This window comes from Mesorhizobium dulcispinae (assembly GCF_033977345.1).
Classification (GTDB): Bacteria; Pseudomonadota; Alphaproteobacteria; order Rhizobiales; family Rhizobiaceae; genus Mesorhizobium; species Mesorhizobium dulcispinae.
In genome coordinates this window covers 101,151-118,597 of record NZ_JAVIIY010000001.1, presented here as the reverse complement: position 1 = coordinate 118,597, position 17,447 = coordinate 101,151, and the positions used below count along the sequence as shown (strand labels likewise).

The 17,447-nt window shown below is 64.0% G+C and carries 18 protein-coding genes; 14 read left to right on the top strand and 4 right to left on the bottom strand.

What is annotated here, in order from left to right:
- Positions 1–51 precede the first annotated feature (51 nt).
- Both RFN30_RS00510 and RFN30_RS00505 read right to left on the bottom strand, forming a co-directional pair.
- Positions 52–1,338, bottom strand: a complete 1,287-nt coding sequence (locus tag RFN30_RS00510) for a D-tagatose-bisphosphate aldolase, class II, non-catalytic subunit (RefSeq protein WP_320260184.1) — start codon at positions 1,336–1,338, stop codon at positions 52–54.
- Positions 1,335–2,282, bottom strand: coding sequence for a sugar kinase (locus RFN30_RS00505; protein ID WP_320260183.1), 948 nt, complete (start codon positions 2,280–2,282; stop codon positions 1,335–1,337). Before RFN30_RS00505 ends, RFN30_RS00510 begins: the two co-directional genes overlap by 4 nt.
- A gap of 241 nt (positions 2,283–2,523) precedes the next feature.
- On the opposite strand from RFN30_RS00505, the gene RFN30_RS00500 reads away from it, so the two are divergent.
- Positions 2,524–3,546, top strand: coding sequence for a LacI family DNA-binding transcriptional regulator (locus tag RFN30_RS00500; RefSeq protein WP_320260182.1), 1,023 nt, complete (start codon positions 2,524–2,526; stop codon positions 3,544–3,546).
- Positions 3,547–3,580: 34 nt separating this feature from the next.
- Here RFN30_RS00500 and RFN30_RS00495 read toward each other — a convergent pair whose 3' ends face one another.
- Positions 3,581–4,729, bottom strand: a complete 1,149-nt coding sequence (locus RFN30_RS00495) for a Gfo/Idh/MocA family protein (RefSeq protein ID WP_320260181.1) — start codon at positions 4,727–4,729, stop codon at positions 3,581–3,583.
- Between the two features lie 184 nt (positions 4,730–4,913).
- On the opposite strand from RFN30_RS00495, the gene RFN30_RS00490 reads away from it, so the two are divergent.
- The 13 genes from RFN30_RS00490 to RFN30_RS00430 all read left to right on the top strand — a co-directional run bounded on the left by RFN30_RS00490 (position 4,914) and on the right by RFN30_RS00430 (position 16,899).
- Positions 4,914–5,714: a beta/alpha barrel domain-containing protein gene (locus RFN30_RS00490; RefSeq protein ID WP_320260180.1), complete on the top strand. Its 801-nt coding sequence runs from the start codon at positions 4,914–4,916 to the stop codon at positions 5,712–5,714.
- Positions 5,715–5,717: 3 nt separating this feature from the next.
- The gene (locus RFN30_RS00485) at positions 5,718–6,668 is read left to right on the top strand and encodes a PfkB family carbohydrate kinase (protein WP_320260179.1); all 951 of its coding nucleotides are present in this window, start codon (positions 5,718–5,720) and stop codon (positions 6,666–6,668) included.
- Between the two features lie 89 nt (positions 6,669–6,757).
- Positions 6,758–7,903 carry an ABC transporter ATP-binding protein gene (locus RFN30_RS00480; RefSeq protein ID WP_320260178.1) on the top strand — a complete coding sequence of 382 codons (1,146 nt, stop codon included), beginning with the start codon at positions 6,758–6,760 and terminating at the stop codon, positions 7,901–7,903.
- Positions 7,904–8,014: 111 nt separating this feature from the next.
- Positions 8,015–9,262 (top strand): ABC transporter substrate-binding protein, encoded by a 1,248-nt coding sequence (locus tag RFN30_RS00475; protein ID WP_320260177.1) that lies wholly within the window; start codon positions 8,015–8,017, stop codon positions 9,260–9,262.
- A 138-nt stretch (positions 9,263–9,400) separates the two neighbouring features.
- Positions 9,401–10,297 (top strand): carbohydrate ABC transporter permease, encoded by an 897-nt coding sequence (locus RFN30_RS00470; RefSeq protein WP_320260176.1) that lies wholly within the window; start codon positions 9,401–9,403, stop codon positions 10,295–10,297.
- 5 nt (positions 10,298–10,302) lie between these two features.
- Positions 10,303–11,145, top strand: coding sequence for a carbohydrate ABC transporter permease (locus RFN30_RS00465; RefSeq protein WP_320260175.1), 843 nt, complete (start codon positions 10,303–10,305; stop codon positions 11,143–11,145).
- A 62-nt stretch (positions 11,146–11,207) separates the two neighbouring features.
- Positions 11,208–12,029, top strand: a complete 822-nt coding sequence (locus RFN30_RS00460) for a sugar phosphate isomerase/epimerase family protein (RefSeq protein WP_320260174.1) — start codon at positions 11,208–11,210, stop codon at positions 12,027–12,029.
- Between the two features lie 4 nt (positions 12,030–12,033).
- Positions 12,034–13,110 carry a Gfo/Idh/MocA family protein gene (locus RFN30_RS00455; RefSeq protein ID WP_320260173.1) on the top strand — a complete coding sequence of 359 codons (1,077 nt, stop codon included), beginning with the start codon at positions 12,034–12,036 and terminating at the stop codon, positions 13,108–13,110.
- Positions 13,110–13,928, top strand: coding sequence for a sugar phosphate isomerase/epimerase family protein (locus RFN30_RS00450; protein ID WP_320260172.1), 819 nt, complete (start codon positions 13,110–13,112; stop codon positions 13,926–13,928). Before RFN30_RS00455 ends, RFN30_RS00450 begins: the two co-directional genes overlap by 1 nt.
- Positions 13,928–14,746 carry an alpha/beta fold hydrolase gene (locus tag RFN30_RS00445; protein WP_320260171.1) on the top strand — a complete coding sequence of 273 codons (819 nt, stop codon included), beginning with the start codon at positions 13,928–13,930 and terminating at the stop codon, positions 14,744–14,746. The genes RFN30_RS00450 and RFN30_RS00445 overlap by 1 nt, the downstream gene beginning before the upstream one ends.
- Positions 14,743–15,465 (top strand): ribulose-phosphate 3-epimerase, encoded by a 723-nt coding sequence (locus RFN30_RS00440; protein ID WP_320260170.1) that lies wholly within the window; start codon positions 14,743–14,745, stop codon positions 15,463–15,465. Before RFN30_RS00445 ends, RFN30_RS00440 begins: the two co-directional genes overlap by 4 nt.
- On the top strand, positions 15,465–16,502 hold the full coding sequence (locus tag RFN30_RS00435) for an ROK family protein (protein WP_320260169.1): 1,038 nt from the start codon (positions 15,465–15,467) through the stop codon (positions 16,500–16,502). Before RFN30_RS00440 ends, RFN30_RS00435 begins: the two co-directional genes overlap by 1 nt.
- Positions 16,495–16,899, top strand: coding sequence for a TOBE domain-containing protein (locus tag RFN30_RS00430; protein ID WP_320260168.1), 405 nt, complete (start codon positions 16,495–16,497; stop codon positions 16,897–16,899). The genes RFN30_RS00435 and RFN30_RS00430 overlap by 8 nt, the downstream gene beginning before the upstream one ends.
- On the opposite strand, the gene RFN30_RS00425 is transcribed toward RFN30_RS00430, so the two are convergent.
- On the bottom strand, positions 16,885–17,442 hold the full coding sequence (locus tag RFN30_RS00425) for a DUF8737 domain-containing protein (protein ID WP_320260167.1): 558 nt from the start codon (positions 17,440–17,442) through the stop codon (positions 16,885–16,887). The genes RFN30_RS00430 and RFN30_RS00425 overlap by 15 nt on opposite strands.
- Positions 17,443–17,447: the final 5 nt, after the last annotated feature.

Here is a 17,447-nt window from a genome sequence, read left to right as displayed (position 1 = left end):
GTCGTGTGCTTTGCCGGGCGTTGCAACCACAGCCGGTCCAACCGCCCGGGCTTACGGGTTCGTTGCGCCGCGATAGATGTCGAGGACGCGCGTGACGCTGGCGATCAGAAGCTCATGCGCGGTTGGCTTGATCCGGCCGGCGCCGACCTCGGCATCGAGATGCCCGAGATACTGGCTGATCAGCGGACGGTCGATTTCGCGCTCGCCCAGCGCCGCCAGCAAGGCTTCTGTCGCGCGTTGCGCGTCGGGCGACGGCCAGTAGTAGCGGATGCGGTCGCTGAAGGAGAAATGCCGCTGCAGGCGCTGCTCGTCGGGCGTGCCGGGATAGTATTTCTGCCAGTTGCCCGGCGAGGCCATCATCACGCGCTCCATCGCGGCCGGCAGGTTTTCGCGCGACGGTTCGGGCGCCAACTGGTCGGCGATATAGCTCAGGCCATAGAGCGCCTCGCGCAGCGCGAAGGTCAGCCAAGGGCCGACCTTGAGGATGGCAAAGCGGTCGCGCACGAGCGCGGCCAATGCTTCGGCCGGCTGGTAGTCGGTCGAATGCGCCTCGAAGACGAATTGCGGCATGCTTTCCAGCGAAGCCACCAGCTTCGCCGCCTTCTGAGGCATGTAGGCGATGATGTCGGCATTGCCGAACTCGACGCCGGGCTGGACGACGACGCCGACGGCGCGGGCAAAGGCGGCATCGAGGTCGAGCCGTGAGAAGGCCCGGCGATGGACCTCGACGGTGCGCAGCGCATCGGCGGGCTCGGTCACATGCATATGGTCGAGCGCTTCCAGCGCGCCGCCCGGCACCGGCACTTCGGTGCCGATGATGTAGACGGGCTTTTCGCCGCCGGCGCGCGCGACCGCGGCCTCGGCGACCGCCGCGAGCTCGGCTGCCCGCGCGGCGATCGTTTCGTCGGCGAGTGCCACGGGATCGTCGGCGCAGGCCATGCTGGTGTCGAGATGCAGCTTGGTGAAGCCGGCGCCGGCATAAGCGTCGATCATCGCCGCCGCCTTCCGCATCGCCTCCGCGGCGGGCAGATGCTTCCACGGATTGGGTCCCAGATGGTCGCCGCCAAGGATCAGCCGGTCGAGCGGAAAGCCCGTGCTCGCCGCATGCGCCTCGACGAAAGCGCGGAAGGCAGCCGGCGTCATGCCGGTATAGCCGCCCTCATGGTTGACTTGGTTGCAGGTCGCCTCGATCAGCACATCGGCGCCATGCGCCGCGCCGTGGCGGAGCGTCGCTTCGATGACCAGCGGATGCGCCGAACAGATCGAGGCGATGCCGCCTTTGCCGCCGGCCCCGCGCCGCGCGGCGATGCCGGCAAATCTTGTCGTGGCGCCGGTCATGCGTGCGCCCCCGCCTTGGCTATGAAGGCTTCTACGTCGGCGAGCCGATGAATGCCCTCCATCGGCCCCTTGCGGGTGACCGCAAGCGCGCCGCAGGCATTGGCTATGCGCAGCGCATCGGCGGGCGCGGCGCCGCGCAGCCAGAAGGAAACGAAAGCGGCGCCGAAGCAGTCGCCGGCGCCGGTCGGGTCGACTTCCTCGACGGCGAAGCCCGGCAAGGCGACCATGCCCCGCCGGTCGTGATAGGCGGCGCCGTCGGCGCCTTTCTTCAGCACGATGCAGGAAATGCCTCGTTCCAGCAATTCGCCGACGGCGCTCCGTTCGTCAGCGGCCGAGGAAAACAGGAACAGCTCATTGCCGCTCGGCAGGAAGACATCCGTCTGCGCCAGCACCTGATCGAGAGCCTGGCGCATGCCGGAAGCCTGCAGGATCTCGCGGCGGATGTTGGGGTCGAAGGATACGGTTCCGCCCTTGGCCTTCACCGCCGCAATTGCTGCCAGCGCGACTTCCGTCGCGCGCTCCGAAAACAGCGACGAGCCCATGACATGGACGTGGTCGGCTCCGTCGAGCAGCCGCTTGGCCGCATCGTTCATCTCCAGCAGGCCGGCGGCGCTGTTGCGGATGTTGAAGACGAAATGCCTGGAAGCGTCGGGCCGATAGGTGACGAAGGCGGTGCCGGTGGCGTGGCCCTCATAAACCGCGATCGCCGAAACGTCGGCGCCGAGCGCGCGCAACCGGTCGATGTTCAGCTGGCCGAAATCGTCCTTGCCGACGGCACCGATGAGACCCGCTGGCTGGCCGAGCGCCGCGGCCTGGCCGATAAAGATCGCCGGCGCGCCGGACGGGAAAGGTCCGACCAGCGGCCCGGGCTCGAGAAAGCTCTGACCGATCCGCTCAGCCATGATCTCGACGAGGATCTCGCCGGCTGAGACCAGCTTCTTCATCACGTCCTCCGGCATTCGTCCGCGGGGTCCGTTCTCCAGCAGCCCCGTAGATACCAAAATTGAAATACGGCCTTGGCTTTTTCACGTCAATTAATAAATTTACGCGTGGAATAATTTCATACAGCGCGTTGAAACTTGCAAAGTTGTCTGTAAAGTTTCAAGTTGCAGTCGCGCGCCGGCGCACCGTATGAAAGCGCCGGGGCAGCGCATGGAGCAAGGATTCCATGCCGCGAGGGTTTGAATGCCGATAACGTACAAGACGATGGAGGATTTCGCACGCTCCTGCGGCGTCTCCAGGCCGACACTGTCGAAATTTTTCGACGACCCGACCAGCGTCAAGCCGGCGACGCGCAAGCGCATCGAGGACGCGCTGCGCTCGTCCGACTACCAGCCCAATCTGTTCGCCCGCAATCTCAACCGCAAGCGCACCCGCAGCATCGGCATCGTCGTGCCGACGGTGACCGACCCGTTCTATTCGGAGATGGTCAGCCGCATCGAACTCAGGCTGCGCGACGAAGGCTATTGGCCGATCGTCATTTCCTCGCACGGATCGAGCGAGCTCGAGGCGGAGGCGACACGGACCATCCTGTCGCTGAAGGTCTCCGGCGCGCTGGTCGCGCCGCTTGGCCGGCGCTCGGACCAGCGGGCGATCGAGAAGCTGACGCAAGCGATCCCGATCGTCTATTTCGACACCTATCTCGAAGGCGGCACGCCTTTTGTCGGCAACAACAATGTGCAGAGCATGTCGACCATCGTCGACTATCTTTGCCGCTCGGGCGACGCCCCGGTCTATTTCGACATCCCGCACGTCAACCACAATTCGCGCGAGCGAGTCGAGAGCTACATCGATGCCATGACGCGGCTCGGCCAGGAGCCGCTCGTCTTCGGCAATACCGACGACTACACTTGGGATTTCGAACGGATCGGCTACGAGCAGACCGAGAAGATGCTCACCAATGGCGGCCTACCGGGCAAGACCATCCTGTGCGCCAACGACCGCCTTGCCTTCGGCGTGATGGCGGCCGCCTTCTCGAAAGGCCTGAAAATAGGCCGCAAGGCGGATTGCGACCTGCGCGTTGCAGCCCATGACGACCATCCGCTCAGCCGCTACACCTGTCCGGCGCTCACCACCATGGCGCAGGATTTCGCGGCAATGGCCGGCCGCAGCGTCGAGACGCTGCTGGCGCTCCTCGACGAGGACGGCACGGCGGTCGCGCCGAAGGTCAATCTCGACGCGACGCTGGTGATGCGCCAATCGGCCTAGAACCTGCCGAACTCCCGCCAAGCGTCTGGGCACCTCAGGCAAGCAGGCTCGCCGCCTCGTCCTCGCCGAGCAGCGGCGGCTGGTCGACGGTGCCGACGACGGCGACGGAGTTGCGGCTCTCGCCTGAAGCGAGGATCGCTTCCATGATCTCCAGCACATGCAGCGCCAGCTCGCCGGACGCGCGCGGCTTCCTCTCTTCCGACAGCGCCCGCGCCAGGTCGGCGACGCCGAGCATGCGGTAATTGGCGCGGTCGGGCGCAGCATAAGGCCAGTTCCGCGCGCCATAGAGTTCGGACTCGCTCGCGAAATCCTTCCAGTCGTCGCCACGCGCCGACAGCGAAACGGTGCCGCCAAAGGTGTCGGGATCGGGCAGCCTGAGCGAGCCTTCCGTGCCGTGCAACTCGATCGGATGGTTGGAGTGCTTGAAGACGTCCCAGGACGCGCCGAAGGTGACGGTGGCGCCGGAGCGGAATTCGAGCAGCGACAGGATGTTTGTCGGCGTGCCGACCCTGAAGCTGGTGTTCCTATAAGGACCTTCGGCGGTGATCAGACGCTCGTCCTGGCCGCGCGTCGCCATCGCCATGACACGGGCGACCGGGCCGAGCAGGTTGACGAGCATCGTCAGATAATAAGGCCCCATATCGAAGACGGGGCCGCCGCCCGGCTGATAGTAGAATTGCGGATTGGGGTGCCAGTGCTCCATGCCGCGTCCCATCATGAAGGCGGTGCCGGTCACAGCGCGGCCGATGGCGCCCTCGTCCATCAGGCGGCGGGCGCGACGGCCGGCTGCGCCAAGAAAAGTGTCCGGGGCTGACCCCAGGAGCAACCCGCGCTTCGTCGCCTCGGCGACCAGCCGGCGGCCCTCGCTGGCCGAAGTCGCGAGAGGCTTTTCGGTGAAGACATGTTTTCCGGCCGAGAGCGCCGAAAACGAGATGTCGAAATGGGCGGAGGGAACGGTGAGGTTGAGGACGAGATCGACCTCCGGGTCGGCCAGCAACGCATCGACCGGTAGCGCACGGATGCCATATTCCCTGGCGCGCAGTGCGGCCATGTCGGCGGAAATATCGGCACAAGCGCGCAGTTCCACGCCGGTAAAAATTGCTGCGTTGCGCAGATAGGTCATCGAGATGTTACCGCATCCGATAACGCCGATGCCGAGCTTCTGCCCTGATTTTGCTTGCATTTTCCTTCCGACCTCCGAATGCGACAGCGCCCGAGCCGCGATGGCGGCGGACAATTTTTGTTATTCGCTATAGCGCATTTTAAATATTGACGCGCGTAAAATCTTTATAGAGCATGTGAAAACGCTGGCGCAGCATCGGAGGCCGCCAGCCTTCAGGATTTGGAAATCAAGAGATTAGGGAACTATGAGCCTAGGAACCAAAGTGCGCCTTGCGCGCCTCTTCTCGCATCCATCGGGGAAGCTTTTTGGCGGCGCTGTCGACCATTTTGTCGGCTATGGCGACGTGCGCAAAGGAGGTCTTGCCGACCTGCCGGGCGCGCTGGCGCGCGTCATGTTGGGCAAACCCGACTACGTCAGCATCCAGCCTGGCACCGCGCGCCACCTGTGGCCGCAATATGCGGGCAAAGCTTCTCTGGTGATCCAGGCGGGCTGCTTTACCCCGGACGATCGTATCAGTGAGCTGATTGCAACGCCCGAGGATGCGGTGCGCGCGGGGGCCGATGCGTTGGCCGTGGCCATTCCGGTGCGCGGCGCGACCGAGGGTAAGTACATACGCTGGCTGACCAATTCGGTGAATGCGGCGGCCCGCTACGGCATGCCGGTGGTGGCTCACATCTATCCTCGCGATTTCACCGACGGGGCGAAAATCGTCTTCACCCCCGACGAGATCGCCTATGCGGCGCGCATCGGCTACGAGTCCGGCGTCGACGTGATCAAGATAGGCTACACGGGCGATTTCGAGTCGTTCCGGGAGACCGTTCGGACCTGCCCGGTGCCGGTTGTGATCGCGGGTGGTCCGAAGACCGATACGCTGCTCGGCGCCCTTCAGCAGACGGCGGACGCCATCCGCGCCGGCGCGCGCGGTGCCGTGGTGGGCCGCAACCTCTGGGGGCATGGCGATCCGGAAAAGGCAGCGCTTGCCTTTCGCGGCGTCATCCATGACGGCCTTTCGGCGCAAGACGCCCTGGCGAAGGCGGGGGCCTGAACGATGCCCACCGTCCCTTCAATCCTCGGCTTCGGCGCCATTGCGATCGACGACATCGTCTATGTCGATCAGCCGTTGTCGGCGGGCAAGGGGAAGGTTCTGCAAAGTGCCCGGGCTTTCGGGGGAAATGTCGCGACAGCCCTTGTCGCCGTCGCTCGGCTCGGCGGAAGCGCCGGGTTCGTCGGATGGCTGGGCAGTGCCTCTGACGACGCCGTGCTGTGCGATCTCATTGCGAGCGGCGTCGAAACTGCATTCGCACCGCGCCATCCGCACGCACGCCCGGTGCACTCGCGGATCACCGTCGGCTCGGATGGGGAGCGGTTCATCGCGTATGACGACGAAGCGATGCTGGGCACCGCGCCGGATTTTCCAGGCGAGGTTCTCAGCCGCGCGACTGTCCTGATCGTCGATGGTTACGCGATCCGGTCGATGGATGTCGTGGCCCGGGCCCGCGATCTCGGCCTTGCGATCCTCGGCGATATCGAATGGAGCAGCGGCGCAGCCACAGATAGGCTGATCGCGCTCTGCGACCATCTCATTCTTCCCCTCGGCTTTGCGCGGACTGCCACGGGCAGCCGATCGCCCGCCGAGATGCTCGATGCACTATGGGTGCCGTCACGGTCCGCTGTGGTTCTGACTGATGGGGGCGGGGGCGTCTACTATCGCGGACGCGACGAGACAGGGCTCTGGCACCTGCCTTCGCACCGAGTCGCCGTCGTCGACTCGACCGGTGCCGGTGACTGCTTTCACGGCGCATATGCCCATGCATTGACGCGCGGAGCCGACACCGCAGGCCGGGTCGCATTCGCGGCCGCGGCTGCGGCCCTGTCCGTCACGGGGCGTGGCGGGCGCGAAGCGCTTCCGACCGACGACCAGGTCACGAAACTCCTAACATCGACGAACGCTCCGTCAGCAGTCGAACTGAAACATGCGCAACTCGATACTGGAGCATAGCAGAAACTATCCGAGGAAATATCTCGCAGGCGAAAGTAAGTCGATCATAACTATAAAAACAATCGGCTTATACTTGCGGAGGGAGGAATGTGGCAGAAGTCACTCTTGAGAATATCTGCAAGACCTACGGGAACAATTTTCACGCGATCGACCAATTGAACCTAGCGGTCAAGGATGGTGAGTTTTTGATACTCGTCGGGCCGTCCGGCTGCGGCAAATCCACCGCGTTGCGAATGATCGCCGGGTTGGAGGACATCACAAGCGGCAGCCTTCGGATCGGCGGGGTCGACGTCGGCGACATGCCGCCCAAGGACCGCGACATCGCGATGGTCTTCCAGAGTTACGCGCTCTACCCGCATATGACGGTGTTCGAAAACATCGCCTTTTCGATGCGGCTGGCAGGCAAGCCGAAGGCCGAGCGCAAGAAGCGCGTGGACGAGATCGCCAAAACCCTCCAGCTGACATCTCTGCTGGACAGCAAACCAGCGAACCTTTCAGGCGGACAGCGTCAAAGAGTTGCCATGGGCCGCGCCATGGTGCGCGAGCCAGCCGCCTTTCTCATGGATGAACCCCTTTCCAATCTGGACGCGAAACTGCGTGTTCAAATGCGCGCCGAAATCACCAGTCTGCAAAAGCAGCTCGGCGTCACGACCATATACGTGACCCACGACCAAACCGAAGCGATGACGATGGGGGACAGGGTCGCGGTGCTGAAAGGCGGCGTGCTGCAGCAGGTCGACACACCCAAGAGGCTCTATGAATCGCCGGTGAACGCCTTCGTTGCCGGCTTCATCGGTTCTCCTTCGATGAACCTGTTCGAGGCGACCCTCACGGGCGACGAACTGATGTGCGGCACCTTCGCCATCCGGCTGCGGGATGCAGCCTTCGTGCGCAGGTCGGGCTTGAAGTCGTATGCGGGGCGCAAGGTCGTGTTCGGGATCCGACCGGAGGACCTCTATGACAGCAGCCTCGAATCTGGCCGCAAGTATCAGACGATACCGGCAAAGGTGACCTCGATCGAAGAACTCGGATCCGAACATATCGTCCATCTGAACATCGACGCGGTTCGGGTGGACTCCGGCGACCCGGACGCGGCGGAGGATTTCGGCCTGGCGTCGAATGCGGTGGCGAAATTCGAACCGGTCAGCGCAGTCCACGCCGGCTCGGAAATCCGGTTGGCCCTGGACGATACCAAGCTCCATTTCTTCGATCCCGAGACGCATCTGGCGATCTGAAGATGTGCGGCAGAGCCCGCAGGCGAGGGCGAGGCGCCTGAGAATGAAGACTTCTGAATAGACCAGACGATCGTCCGCATCGTGCGGCCGATCTTAAAGAAGGAGGAGAAAATGACGTTTCGTATACGACCTGTGGTGCTGAAAATAGCCGCGGCCGCATGGTTGCTTGGCGCAACCGGCGCCATGGCGGACACGACGCTGGAATTCACCCAGTGGTGGGAGCCGGAATTGCCGGCCGGCTCGCTCAGGGCGATCATGAATGACTTCGAGGCTGCGAACCCCGGAATCAAGGTGACGCTGGTCAGCGGCCCCTATGCGACCACGCGAGACCAGATCTCGGTTGGTGCGGCAACCGGAACGCTCAGCGATGTCGTTGGCCTCGACGGCGCCTGGGTGAACAACCTGAATGCGCAGAATGCGCTGGCCGACATGAACCCTATGATGGATGCGAGCGGCTTCGACAAGAGCCAGGTCGCGGATATCATCAAGGTGGACGGCAAAGCGGTGATGTTTCCCGTGGCTTCGTTCGTCTATCCGGTCTTCGTGAATTTGGACCTCGCCGCCCAGGCGGGCGTCACCAAGCTGCCGTCGACCCGCGCGGAGTTCCTCGAAGCCGCCAAGAAGATGACCCATGCCGACAAGAACCAGTATGGCTGGGTGCTGCCGCTGTCGCTGCAAACGCCGTCCGGTGTCCAGAACGATATGATGTCGTGGGTCTGGGCATCGGGTCAATCGATGATGGCGGACGGCAAGCCCGCTCTCGAGGGCAAACCGGTGGTGGATATGCTGACCTTCGTCAAATCGCTCAATGACGCGGGCACCATCTCGCCCGGCATCGCCACCAAGACCGAACAGGAAAAGATCGAGGAATTCGTCAACGACCGGGTCGGGATGATGATCGACTCGCTTGCGCATGTGAATCTCATCCGCAAACGCAATCCCAAGCTGAACTTCGACCTCATTCCGGTTCCGGTCGTGGAGAACTACAACGGCAAGCGCGGCCTTCCCTATGCCTCCTGGGGCATCGGCATCTCCGCTGGCTCGAAACATCAGGAGGAGGCCTGGAAACTCGTCCAATACCTGATGAGTGAAAAGGTGAACGCCAAGCTCGTGTCGCTTGCCAACGCCTTCCCGGGCAACGTCAATGCGAAGCCCGATTTCGTGACCTCCGACAAGGCTTTCGGCAAGGCTTTCGAAATCTTCAAGACCGGTTACCTCGCCAATGAGTTCACGGGTCTGCCGGTGGCGGAAGACCTGATGACCCAGTTCGACGTCGAAGCCCAGAAGATGCTCGCCGGCGAGCAGTCTCCGGAACAAGCCTCGGCCAACGCTCAAAAAGGATGGATGGCGAAATTCTGATCGGCCTGTTCCCAGTTTGCTATTTTCCACCGGGTGGCCTGACTTCGGGCAGGCCACCCGGCAACAACGGATCGGCAATTTGAGATGAACCTGTTTTTGAAGCTCACCTTCTCTTGAAGGCGTATCCAAGGTTGGCACATGACCCGGCAGAAGCGCTCCCACCACAGACTGAAACGAGCGGTCGCACCCTATCTCTATCTGTCGCCCTCGCTCCTGATAATCGGCCTTCTGATGCTGCTGCCGATGGTGACGGTGATTTCCTATTCGTTCCAGAACAGCGCGGTGCTGCGTCGCGACCCGTCCTTTGCCGGACTGAAACACTACCAGGTGATCTTTGCCGATCCCGTGTTCTGGGCCTCGCTTTGGCACACGCTCTACTTCACGTGCATGAGTGTCGTTTTCCACATGACCATCGGCATGATCTTCGCGCTGATGCTGAACAGCGACCGGATCAATCCGACGCTGCGCAATATCCTGCGCGTGCTCTACATACTGCCCTGGCTGTTCACCGCGGTGATCATCGCCGTGATCTGGCGCCTGCTGCTCGAGCCGAACGGTGTCGTGAACAGCGTTCTCATGCAGATGGGCATCATCGGTTCCAAGGTCGAATGGTTTTCCTCGCCCGAGACCGCGCTGCACGCCGTCACTTTCGCCAATATCTGGGCGGGCTACCCGCTTTTCATGGTCAGCCTGCTCGCAGGCCTGCAGGGCATTCCCAAGGATTTCTACGAGGCCGCCGATATCGACGGCGCGAAGGCCTACCAGAAGCTGCTCTTCATCACCATCCCGCAACTGATGCCGATCATCATCAGCATCTCGCTGCTCGATTTCATCTGGACCATGCAGGTCTTCCCGCTGATCTGGATAACCACGGGCGGCGGCCCGATCTACTCGACCGAGGTCCTCAGCACCTACACCTACAAGCTGGCGTTTTCGAGCTACAACCTGTCACAGGCGGCGGCAAGCGCCGTGATCATCCTGCTGATCTCTCTCGGCCTGACGCTGTTCTACATCCGTTATCAAAAGGCCCGGTAGTCACCATGAGGAAAAGGCACACGCCGAAAGACAGGCTGATCACCGTCGCGCTGCATGTCGCGCTTGCCGCCGGGCTGTTTTTCGCGGCCTTCCCGATCTACTGGATGCTGAGCAGCTCTTTCAAATCGAATACCGAAATCTTTGCCCTGCCACCAACCATCCTGCCGAAGGCCTTCACGCTGGAAGCGTATGCAGCCATCCTTGGCGATCCGGTAAAGCTGCGCTTCTTCTTCAACAGCTACTTCGTGGCCGGAGCGGTGACCGTGCTGACGGTGCTGATCGCGTTGCTGGCAGCCTATGGGTTCAGCCGCTTCAACTTTCGCGGCAAGGGCAGCCTGAACACACTCATCATCAGCACGCAGACGATTCCGCCGATCACGCTTCTGATCCCCTTCTTCGGGCTTGTCGTTTCATATGGCATCTTCGACACCTACATCGCGCTGATCCTGACTTACCTGGTGTTTACGCTGCCCTACGCGATCCTGTTGATGACGGGATATCTGAACACCTTGCCCCGCGATCTCGATGAAGCGGTGGCTGTCGACGGCGGCACCAGTTGGACGGCTCTCTGGCGGGTGATCGTCCCGATCTCGCTGCCTGGTATCGTGGCTACGTCGGTCTACACCTTTCTGCTGTGCTGGAACGAATTTCTCTTTGCGCTGACGCTGACGAAGTCGACGTCGATGCGCACCGTCCCGATCGGCATCCAGCTGTTGATGGGGCAGCACGCCTTCGAATGGAACCAGATGATGGCGATGAGCGTGCTCGGCTCGCTACCGCTTTTGCTCATCTACCTCATTGCCCAGAGGTTCTTCCTAGCCGGCATGACCGCGGGCTCGGTCAAGTAGATGTCCATCCCATGGAGAGGCGGAGCGACATCAAGGAACGGGCGGTATCAAGGAATGAAAGGATGAACGTGAAAGACCTCAAAGTCGGCTGCCAGACCTTCACCTGGGAAATGCTCGGAGACCGTTTTACCGGCGGCCCCGACGATCTGCTCAAAGCGATCGCCGACGGCGGCTATGCCGGCATCGAGATCACCGACACGATGATCGGGCACTATGCCGGCAAGCCAGCGGAATTCGCCGCCGCGTTGAAATCGTTCGGCCTGACGCTCGTCTCCTTCGCCTTCGGTTCGAAGAGCGGCTTCACGCTGAAGGAGAAGATCGGCGCCGACCTCGATACCGCCAAACGGTGGATCGACTTCGCCGCCGCTTTCCCCGGCGCGCTGGTGTCGATGGGTTCGGCAACGGCTGTTTCCGACGGCTCGCGCGACGACAAGTTCGCGATTGCCGCCGAGGTCTACAACAAGGCCGGCGAGCTTGGGCGCAAGGCCGGCGTCCAGGTGGCGGTGCATCCGAGCTCGCACCACAACACGCTGCTCTTCGACCGCGACGACTACGACCGCATCTTCGGACTGATCGACGCCTCGCTGGTCGGCTGGGTGCCGGACACCGGCCACATATTGCGCGGCCATCGGGACATGGCCGACACGCTCACCGCCTATCGCGATCGCATCCGCTACGTGCATCTGAAGGATGTCGACGCGAGCGGCACCTGGGCGATGCTCGGCAAAGGCGTCTGCGACACGCCGAAGGTGATCGAGATCGCGAGCACCGCACCCAACTTCAACGGCTGGCTGGTGCTGGAGGAGGAGTCCGAGACCGCCGCCGCCGATCCGGCGGGTGCGGTCAAGACCAACCGCCAGACCATGCGCGGCTACGGGGCCTGAGACGATGATCCGCAAACAAGACCGTCGCCTTCGTGTCGGTGTGCTCGGCTGCGGGCCGATCGCGCAGTTCGCGCATCTGGAAAGCTGCGTGAAGGCAGCCAATGCCGATCTCTACGCGATCTGCGACGCGGCGCCCGATCTGCTCGCGCGCATGGGCGCGACCTATGAGCCGGAAAAAATGTACGGTGACTATGATGAGATGCTTGCCGATCCCGAGCTCGAGGCGGTGATCGTCGCGACGTCCGACGCCTACCACGTGCCGATGTCGATCAAGGCGCTGGAAGCCGGCAAGCATGTGCTGTGCGAAAAGCCGATCGGCGTTTCCGTCGAGGAAGGCGTGGCGCTAGCCGAAGCGGTCAACCGCTCCGGCAAGGTGCTGCAGGTCGGGCACATGAAGCGTTTCGACCCGGCGCTGGAAGCGGCGCGCGATTTCGTCCGCGACGAGATGGGCGAGATCCTGGCGCTGAAGGCCTGGTATTGCGATTCCACCCATCGGTACACCAACACCGACGCCGTGCAGCCGCTGCCCATCACCAGCAAGCTGGCGAAGAAGCCGGGCGGCAATCCGAAGGCCGACCTGAGACAGTATTTCATGCTGGCGCATGGCTCGCATCTGGTCGACACGGCGCGTTTCCTTGCCGGCGAGATCACCGCCGTGCGTGCGCGCCTCAACGAGCGCTTCGGCGCCTATTGCTGGTTCGTCGAGACCGAGTTCGCCAACGGCGCGCTCGGCCATCTCGACCTGACGGTTGCCGTGCGCATGGACTGGCACGAAGGCTTCCAGCTCTATGGCGAGAACGGCTCGGTGATCGCGAAGACCTTCAATCCGTGGTATTTCCGCGCCAGCGAGGTCGACATTTTTCACGAGAAGGACGCGACATCGCGAAAACCGCTCGGCGCCGACGGCCATTTCTTCCGCCGCCAGTTGGAAGGCCTCGCCGACACGGTGCTCGACGGAGCGCCGCAGCGCGGCGCCAATGTGGAGGACGGGCTCGCCTCGATCCGCGCCATGGTGGCGATCGCCCGCTCGGTCGAGACCGGCGAACGCGTCGAGCTGGCCGGCGTGACGGGAGCGGTCTGATGCAGCTCGGGGTGTTCGCCAAGACCTTTCCCGGCAGCGAGCCGGCCGGCGTGCTCGCCGCCGTTCGCGATGCGGGCTTCGCGGTCACCCAGTTCAACCTTGCCTGCGCCGGCCTGCCGTCGATGCCGGATGATGTTCCAGACGCAGCGATCGACGCCATCGACGCCGCCGCCAAGGCTAGCGGCGTCGGTCTCGTCGCGCTGTCCGGCACCTACAACATGGCGCATCCGGACAGCCGGGTGCGCGACGACGGGCTGCGGCGGCTCGCGGTTGTCATCGAAGCAGCGGCCCGGCTGTCGATCCCGCTCGTCACGCTCTGCACCGGAACGCGCAATCCTGACGACCAGTGGGCGCACCACCCCGACAATGCCGACCCATCGGCCTGGGCCGACATGGCGCGCGAAATGGAAAGGGCGCTTCAGCTCGCCGAACGCCACGGTGTCGATCTCGGCATCGAGCCGGAGCAGGCCAATATCGTCACTTCGGCCGACGATGCGATGAGGCTGATTTCCGAGATGGGCTCGAAGCGGCTGCGCATCGTGCTCGATCCCGCCAATCTGTTCGAGCAGGCGAATGCAGAGGAGGCACGCGCCATCGTCGCCGAGGCGATCGAGCGCACAGCCGGTCATGTCTCCCTGGCGCACGCGAAGGACCGTTTCGCCGACGGGCGCTTCGCCACGGCCGGACAGGGCATTGTCGACTTCGCCGACTTCATCGCCCGCCTGAATGCCGCCGGCTTCGACGGGCCGCTGGTGACGCATGGGCTTGCCGCCGAGGAGGCGCCGGGCGTGGCACGTTTCCTCAAGGGGCTGGTGTGATGGGCACACTGCTGCGCGACGGCGCCACTCTTCATATGACGGACACCGGCGAAGGCCTGGCGGTCGTCTTCCAGCATGGGCTCGGCGGTGGCGAGGTACAGGTCGCGCAGACTTTTCCCGCCGGCTTTCGCCGCATCACGCTGGAATGCCGTGGCCATGGCGGCTCAGGCCTCGGCGAGCGGCGGCCGTTCTCGTTCGAGATGTTCGCCGATGATGTTCTGGCCGCCGCCGATCAGGCCGGCCTCGAGCGCTTCATCGCCGGCGGCGTCTCGATGGGCGCCGCGATCGCGCTCAGCCTCGCCTGCCGTCATCCGGGGCGCGTTGCCGGCCTGATCCTGGTACGGCCAGCGTGGACCTTCACTGCGGCGCCAACGAGCATGCAGCCGATTGCCGAGGTCGCCGAACTCATCCTCCAACACGGGACCGACAAGGGGCGGACGATGTTCGCGCAATCCGAGACTGCCGCGCGGCTCTATCGCGAAGCGCCCGATAATCTTTCCTCGTTGCTCGGCTATTTCGACCGGCCCGGCGCCAAATCATTCGCGCAGGTGCTTGCCAACATCGCCAACGACGGGCCGGGCGTCTCCGAGCGCGACGCTGCCGCGCTCGACATTCCAGCGTTGGTCGTCGGCAACGAAGTCGATGCCGTCCACCCGCTGTCTGCCGCCTACACGCTTGCCGCGGCAATGCCCAGCGCGACCTTCGCGGAAGTGACGCCCAAGGCGCGCGACAGCGCGAAGCATTTCGGCGAGCTGCACGAGCAGATCGGTTCCTTCCTCCAGTCCCACTCGAATGCCCGGAGCCTCATTCCGTCATGACCGCCAAACCCCTCTCCGGACCCGCGGCAATAGCCGCCCTGCCGCGCAACCGGCTCATCGGCGAGTTCTCGCTGTGGTCGGCGGATCTCGCCAATATGGAGCGCGACCTGAAGCGTATCGAAGCTCACGCCGATATGCACCATATCGACGTGGCGGACGCCCGCTTCACCCCCGGCTTCCTGTTCTTTCCCGACATGGTGGCGCGCATCGCAAAGCTGACGGCGAAGCCGATCCATGTGCATCTGATGGTCGAAGCCGAGATCGTCGAGGCGCAGACGCGCCAGTTCATCGAGGCTGGCGCCGACCTCGTGACCATCCATGCCGAGAACGGCGAGGCCGGGCTGCGCGCGGTGAAACTCGCGCACGAGCTCGGCGCCGAGGCCGGGGTGGTGCTGCGACTGGAGACGCCGGTTCCCGCGATCGAGCCGTTCCTCCCGGAAGTCGCCTTTCTGACGCTGCTCGGCACTTCGATCGGCGTCAAGGGGCAGAGCTTGTCCGAACAAGCCTGCCCGCGCCTGATCGAGGCGCGCGCGCTGATGAGGAAGGCCGGCCGCGAGGCCGACATCCTGCTCGCTGCGGATGGCGGCATCCGCCACGAGACGGTTCCGCTGCTGCGCGCCGCCGGCGCCGACACTGTGGTGCTGGGCTCGCTCGCCTTCGGCGATACCGACCTTGCGCAGCGCATGGCCTGGCTGCACGGACTGAAGGCCGCCGCCTGATGAGCACGCTTGCGCTTGCCTTCGATCTCGGCGGCACTGAGCTGCGCGGCGCGCTGGTCGAGCGCAGCGGCGACGTCGTCGCGCGCGTCTCGGAGCCAACATTGGCCGGCGCCGGATCGGAAGCAGTGATCGGCCAGATCATTGTGCTGGCGGGCAAACTGCTCAAGGAGCATCCGCAGGCAAGGGTCATCGGCATCGGCGCATGCGCGCCCGGCCCGCTCGATCCCAAGGCAGGCATCGTCATCGGACCGCCGACGCTCGCCGGCTGGCACAACGTGCCCATGATCGACATTTTGAGCCGCCAGTTCGGCCGGCCGGTCCGGCTGGAGAACGACGCCAACGCTGCCGCGCTCGGCGAGTGGCGCTTCGGCGCCGGCCGCGGCGCCGCATCGATGGTCTTCGTCACCGTGTCGACCGGCATCGGCGGCGGCGTGATCGCCGACGGCCACATCTATCACGGCAGGCGTGGGCTGGCGGCCGAGATCGGCCACATGACGATTACCGGCGAAGGCGACCGGTGCTTCTGCGGCAATGTCGGCTGCTTCGAGGCCGTCGCTTCCGGCACCGCGCTCGGGCGCCGGGCGACGCGGCTCACCAAGCCTGGCGACGGCTCACAGCTGCGGCGGCTTTCCAACGACGGCGATGTCTCCGCCCGCCATGTCATCGAGGCGGCTCGGACAGGCGATGCGGCAGCGCTCGGCCTGGTCGAGGCGGAAGCGAAATGGCTCGGCATCGGCTTCACCAACCTTTTGCACCTCTATTCGCCGGAGGTGATCGTCATGGGCGGCGGGCTCGCCAACGGGTTCGACCTGCTGGCGCCGGGGATCAGGGCAACGATCGAGGAGCGCGCCATGCAGGCCTATCGCGACGTGCCGATTGTGCCGGCGGAGCTCGGCGACCGCGCCGGGCTGGTCGGCGCTGCGAGCCTGATCCTGTGGGAGGGCGAGCCGGGCACCGCGCTGGCGATGGTGCAGAACGACGAGACGAAGAACGGCGCCGGCGAAAAACCCGGCGCCAGGGAGGCAAGCCATGGCTGAGCTCAAGCTGCGTGGCGTGCGCAAATCCTACGGATCGGCGGAGATCATCAACGGCATCGACCTCGACGTCGGCAAGACGTTCACCGTGCCCGTCGATGCCGGCGGCGCCAAGGCCGGCGACGAGCTTTTGCTCGGCATGCGGCCGGAGCATCTGAATATCGCGTCCGATGGGCCGTTCAAGGGGCAGGCGGCGCTGGCGGAGCGGCTCGGCAGTTTGACCATCTTCCATGTCGAGGTTGCGCCGGACGTTTCGCTGGTGGTGCAGGCGGAAGGCGGCGACGCCACGCCGCTGCATATGCCGATCGCGCTCGATATCGCGCCGTCGGTTTGCCACTTGTTCCGCCTGGATGGTCCGGCATTGACGCCGCTTCAGTCCGGTCGATCATCGAGCGGATGAAGGAGAGCGGCGGGAACTGAGGCCGCCTGCTTCCCCATCACCGGCTGCCGGCACGGCCTTGGGCTGAGGACGCGCCAGCAGATAGAAGGCGGCGATATGTGTGATCATCAGTAGGGGCACATAGACGATCGGGATCGCATAGGTGGCCCCCAACTGCCCGGCCAAGGATGGAAGGTCGAGCACGGTGCCGTGGTAATAGTCGACGACAAGGTCGACTATCCCAACCAGATTGAAAGCGACGACGAGCGGCCGGAAGATCGAGGGTCGTCTCACGGCAAGCAGCGCCAGCATGGCCAGCAGTCCCGTCGCGAAGTCGCCATAGGCGGCAAAGACGGCGAAGCCGGCCGGCAGGTTCGGACCGACCACGCCTGGAAGCAGGAAGACCAGCCCGAAGAAACGGAAGCTGTGCAGCGTGGCGATGGCGCGCTGCGCCTCTAGGCTGTCCATCGTTTTGAGCCTTGGCCAGACATAGGCGCCGAAGCAAAGCAACCACGGCACGTAGCCCAGCGCGAGATGGATGTTGAAGATCGTCGCCGGCGACATTGTCG

Coding starts and splice junctions, on each gene's coding strand:
- RFN30_RS00510 (WP_320260184.1), bottom strand. CDS start 1,338: ATGACCGGCGCCACGACAAGATTTGCCGGCATCGCCGCGCGGCGCGGG.
- RFN30_RS00505 (WP_320260183.1), bottom strand. CDS start 2,282: ATGAAGAAGCTGGTCTCAGCCGGCGAGATCCTCGTCGAGATCATGGCT.
- RFN30_RS00500 (WP_320260182.1), top strand. CDS start 2,524: ATGCCGATAACGTACAAGACGATGGAGGATTTCGCACGCTCCTGCGGC.
- RFN30_RS00495 (WP_320260181.1), bottom strand. CDS start 4,729: ATGCAAGCAAAATCAGGGCAGAAGCTCGGCATCGGCGTTATCGGATGC.
- RFN30_RS00490 (WP_320260180.1), top strand. CDS start 4,914: ATGAGCCTAGGAACCAAAGTGCGCCTTGCGCGCCTCTTCTCGCATCCA.
- RFN30_RS00485 (WP_320260179.1), top strand. CDS start 5,718: ATGCCCACCGTCCCTTCAATCCTCGGCTTCGGCGCCATTGCGATCGAC.
- RFN30_RS00475 (WP_320260177.1), top strand. CDS start 8,015: ATGACGTTTCGTATACGACCTGTGGTGCTGAAAATAGCCGCGGCCGCA.
- RFN30_RS00470 (WP_320260176.1), top strand. CDS start 9,401: ATGACCCGGCAGAAGCGCTCCCACCACAGACTGAAACGAGCGGTCGCA.
- RFN30_RS00465 (WP_320260175.1), top strand. CDS start 10,303: ATGAGGAAAAGGCACACGCCGAAAGACAGGCTGATCACCGTCGCGCTG.
- RFN30_RS00460 (WP_320260174.1), top strand. CDS start 11,208: ATGAACGTGAAAGACCTCAAAGTCGGCTGCCAGACCTTCACCTGGGAA.
- RFN30_RS00455 (WP_320260173.1), top strand. CDS start 12,034: ATGATCCGCAAACAAGACCGTCGCCTTCGTGTCGGTGTGCTCGGCTGC.
- RFN30_RS00450 (WP_320260172.1), top strand. CDS start 13,110: ATGCAGCTCGGGGTGTTCGCCAAGACCTTTCCCGGCAGCGAGCCGGCC.
- RFN30_RS00445 (WP_320260171.1), top strand. CDS start 13,928: ATGGGCACACTGCTGCGCGACGGCGCCACTCTTCATATGACGGACACC.
- RFN30_RS00440 (WP_320260170.1), top strand. CDS start 14,743: ATGACCGCCAAACCCCTCTCCGGACCCGCGGCAATAGCCGCCCTGCCG.
- RFN30_RS00435 (WP_320260169.1), top strand. CDS start 15,465: ATGAGCACGCTTGCGCTTGCCTTCGATCTCGGCGGCACTGAGCTGCGC.
- RFN30_RS00430 (WP_320260168.1), top strand. CDS start 16,495: ATGGCTGAGCTCAAGCTGCGTGGCGTGCGCAAATCCTACGGATCGGCG.
- RFN30_RS00425 (WP_320260167.1), bottom strand. CDS start 17,442: ATGTCGCCGGCGACGATCTTCAACATCCATCTCGCGCTGGGCTACGTG.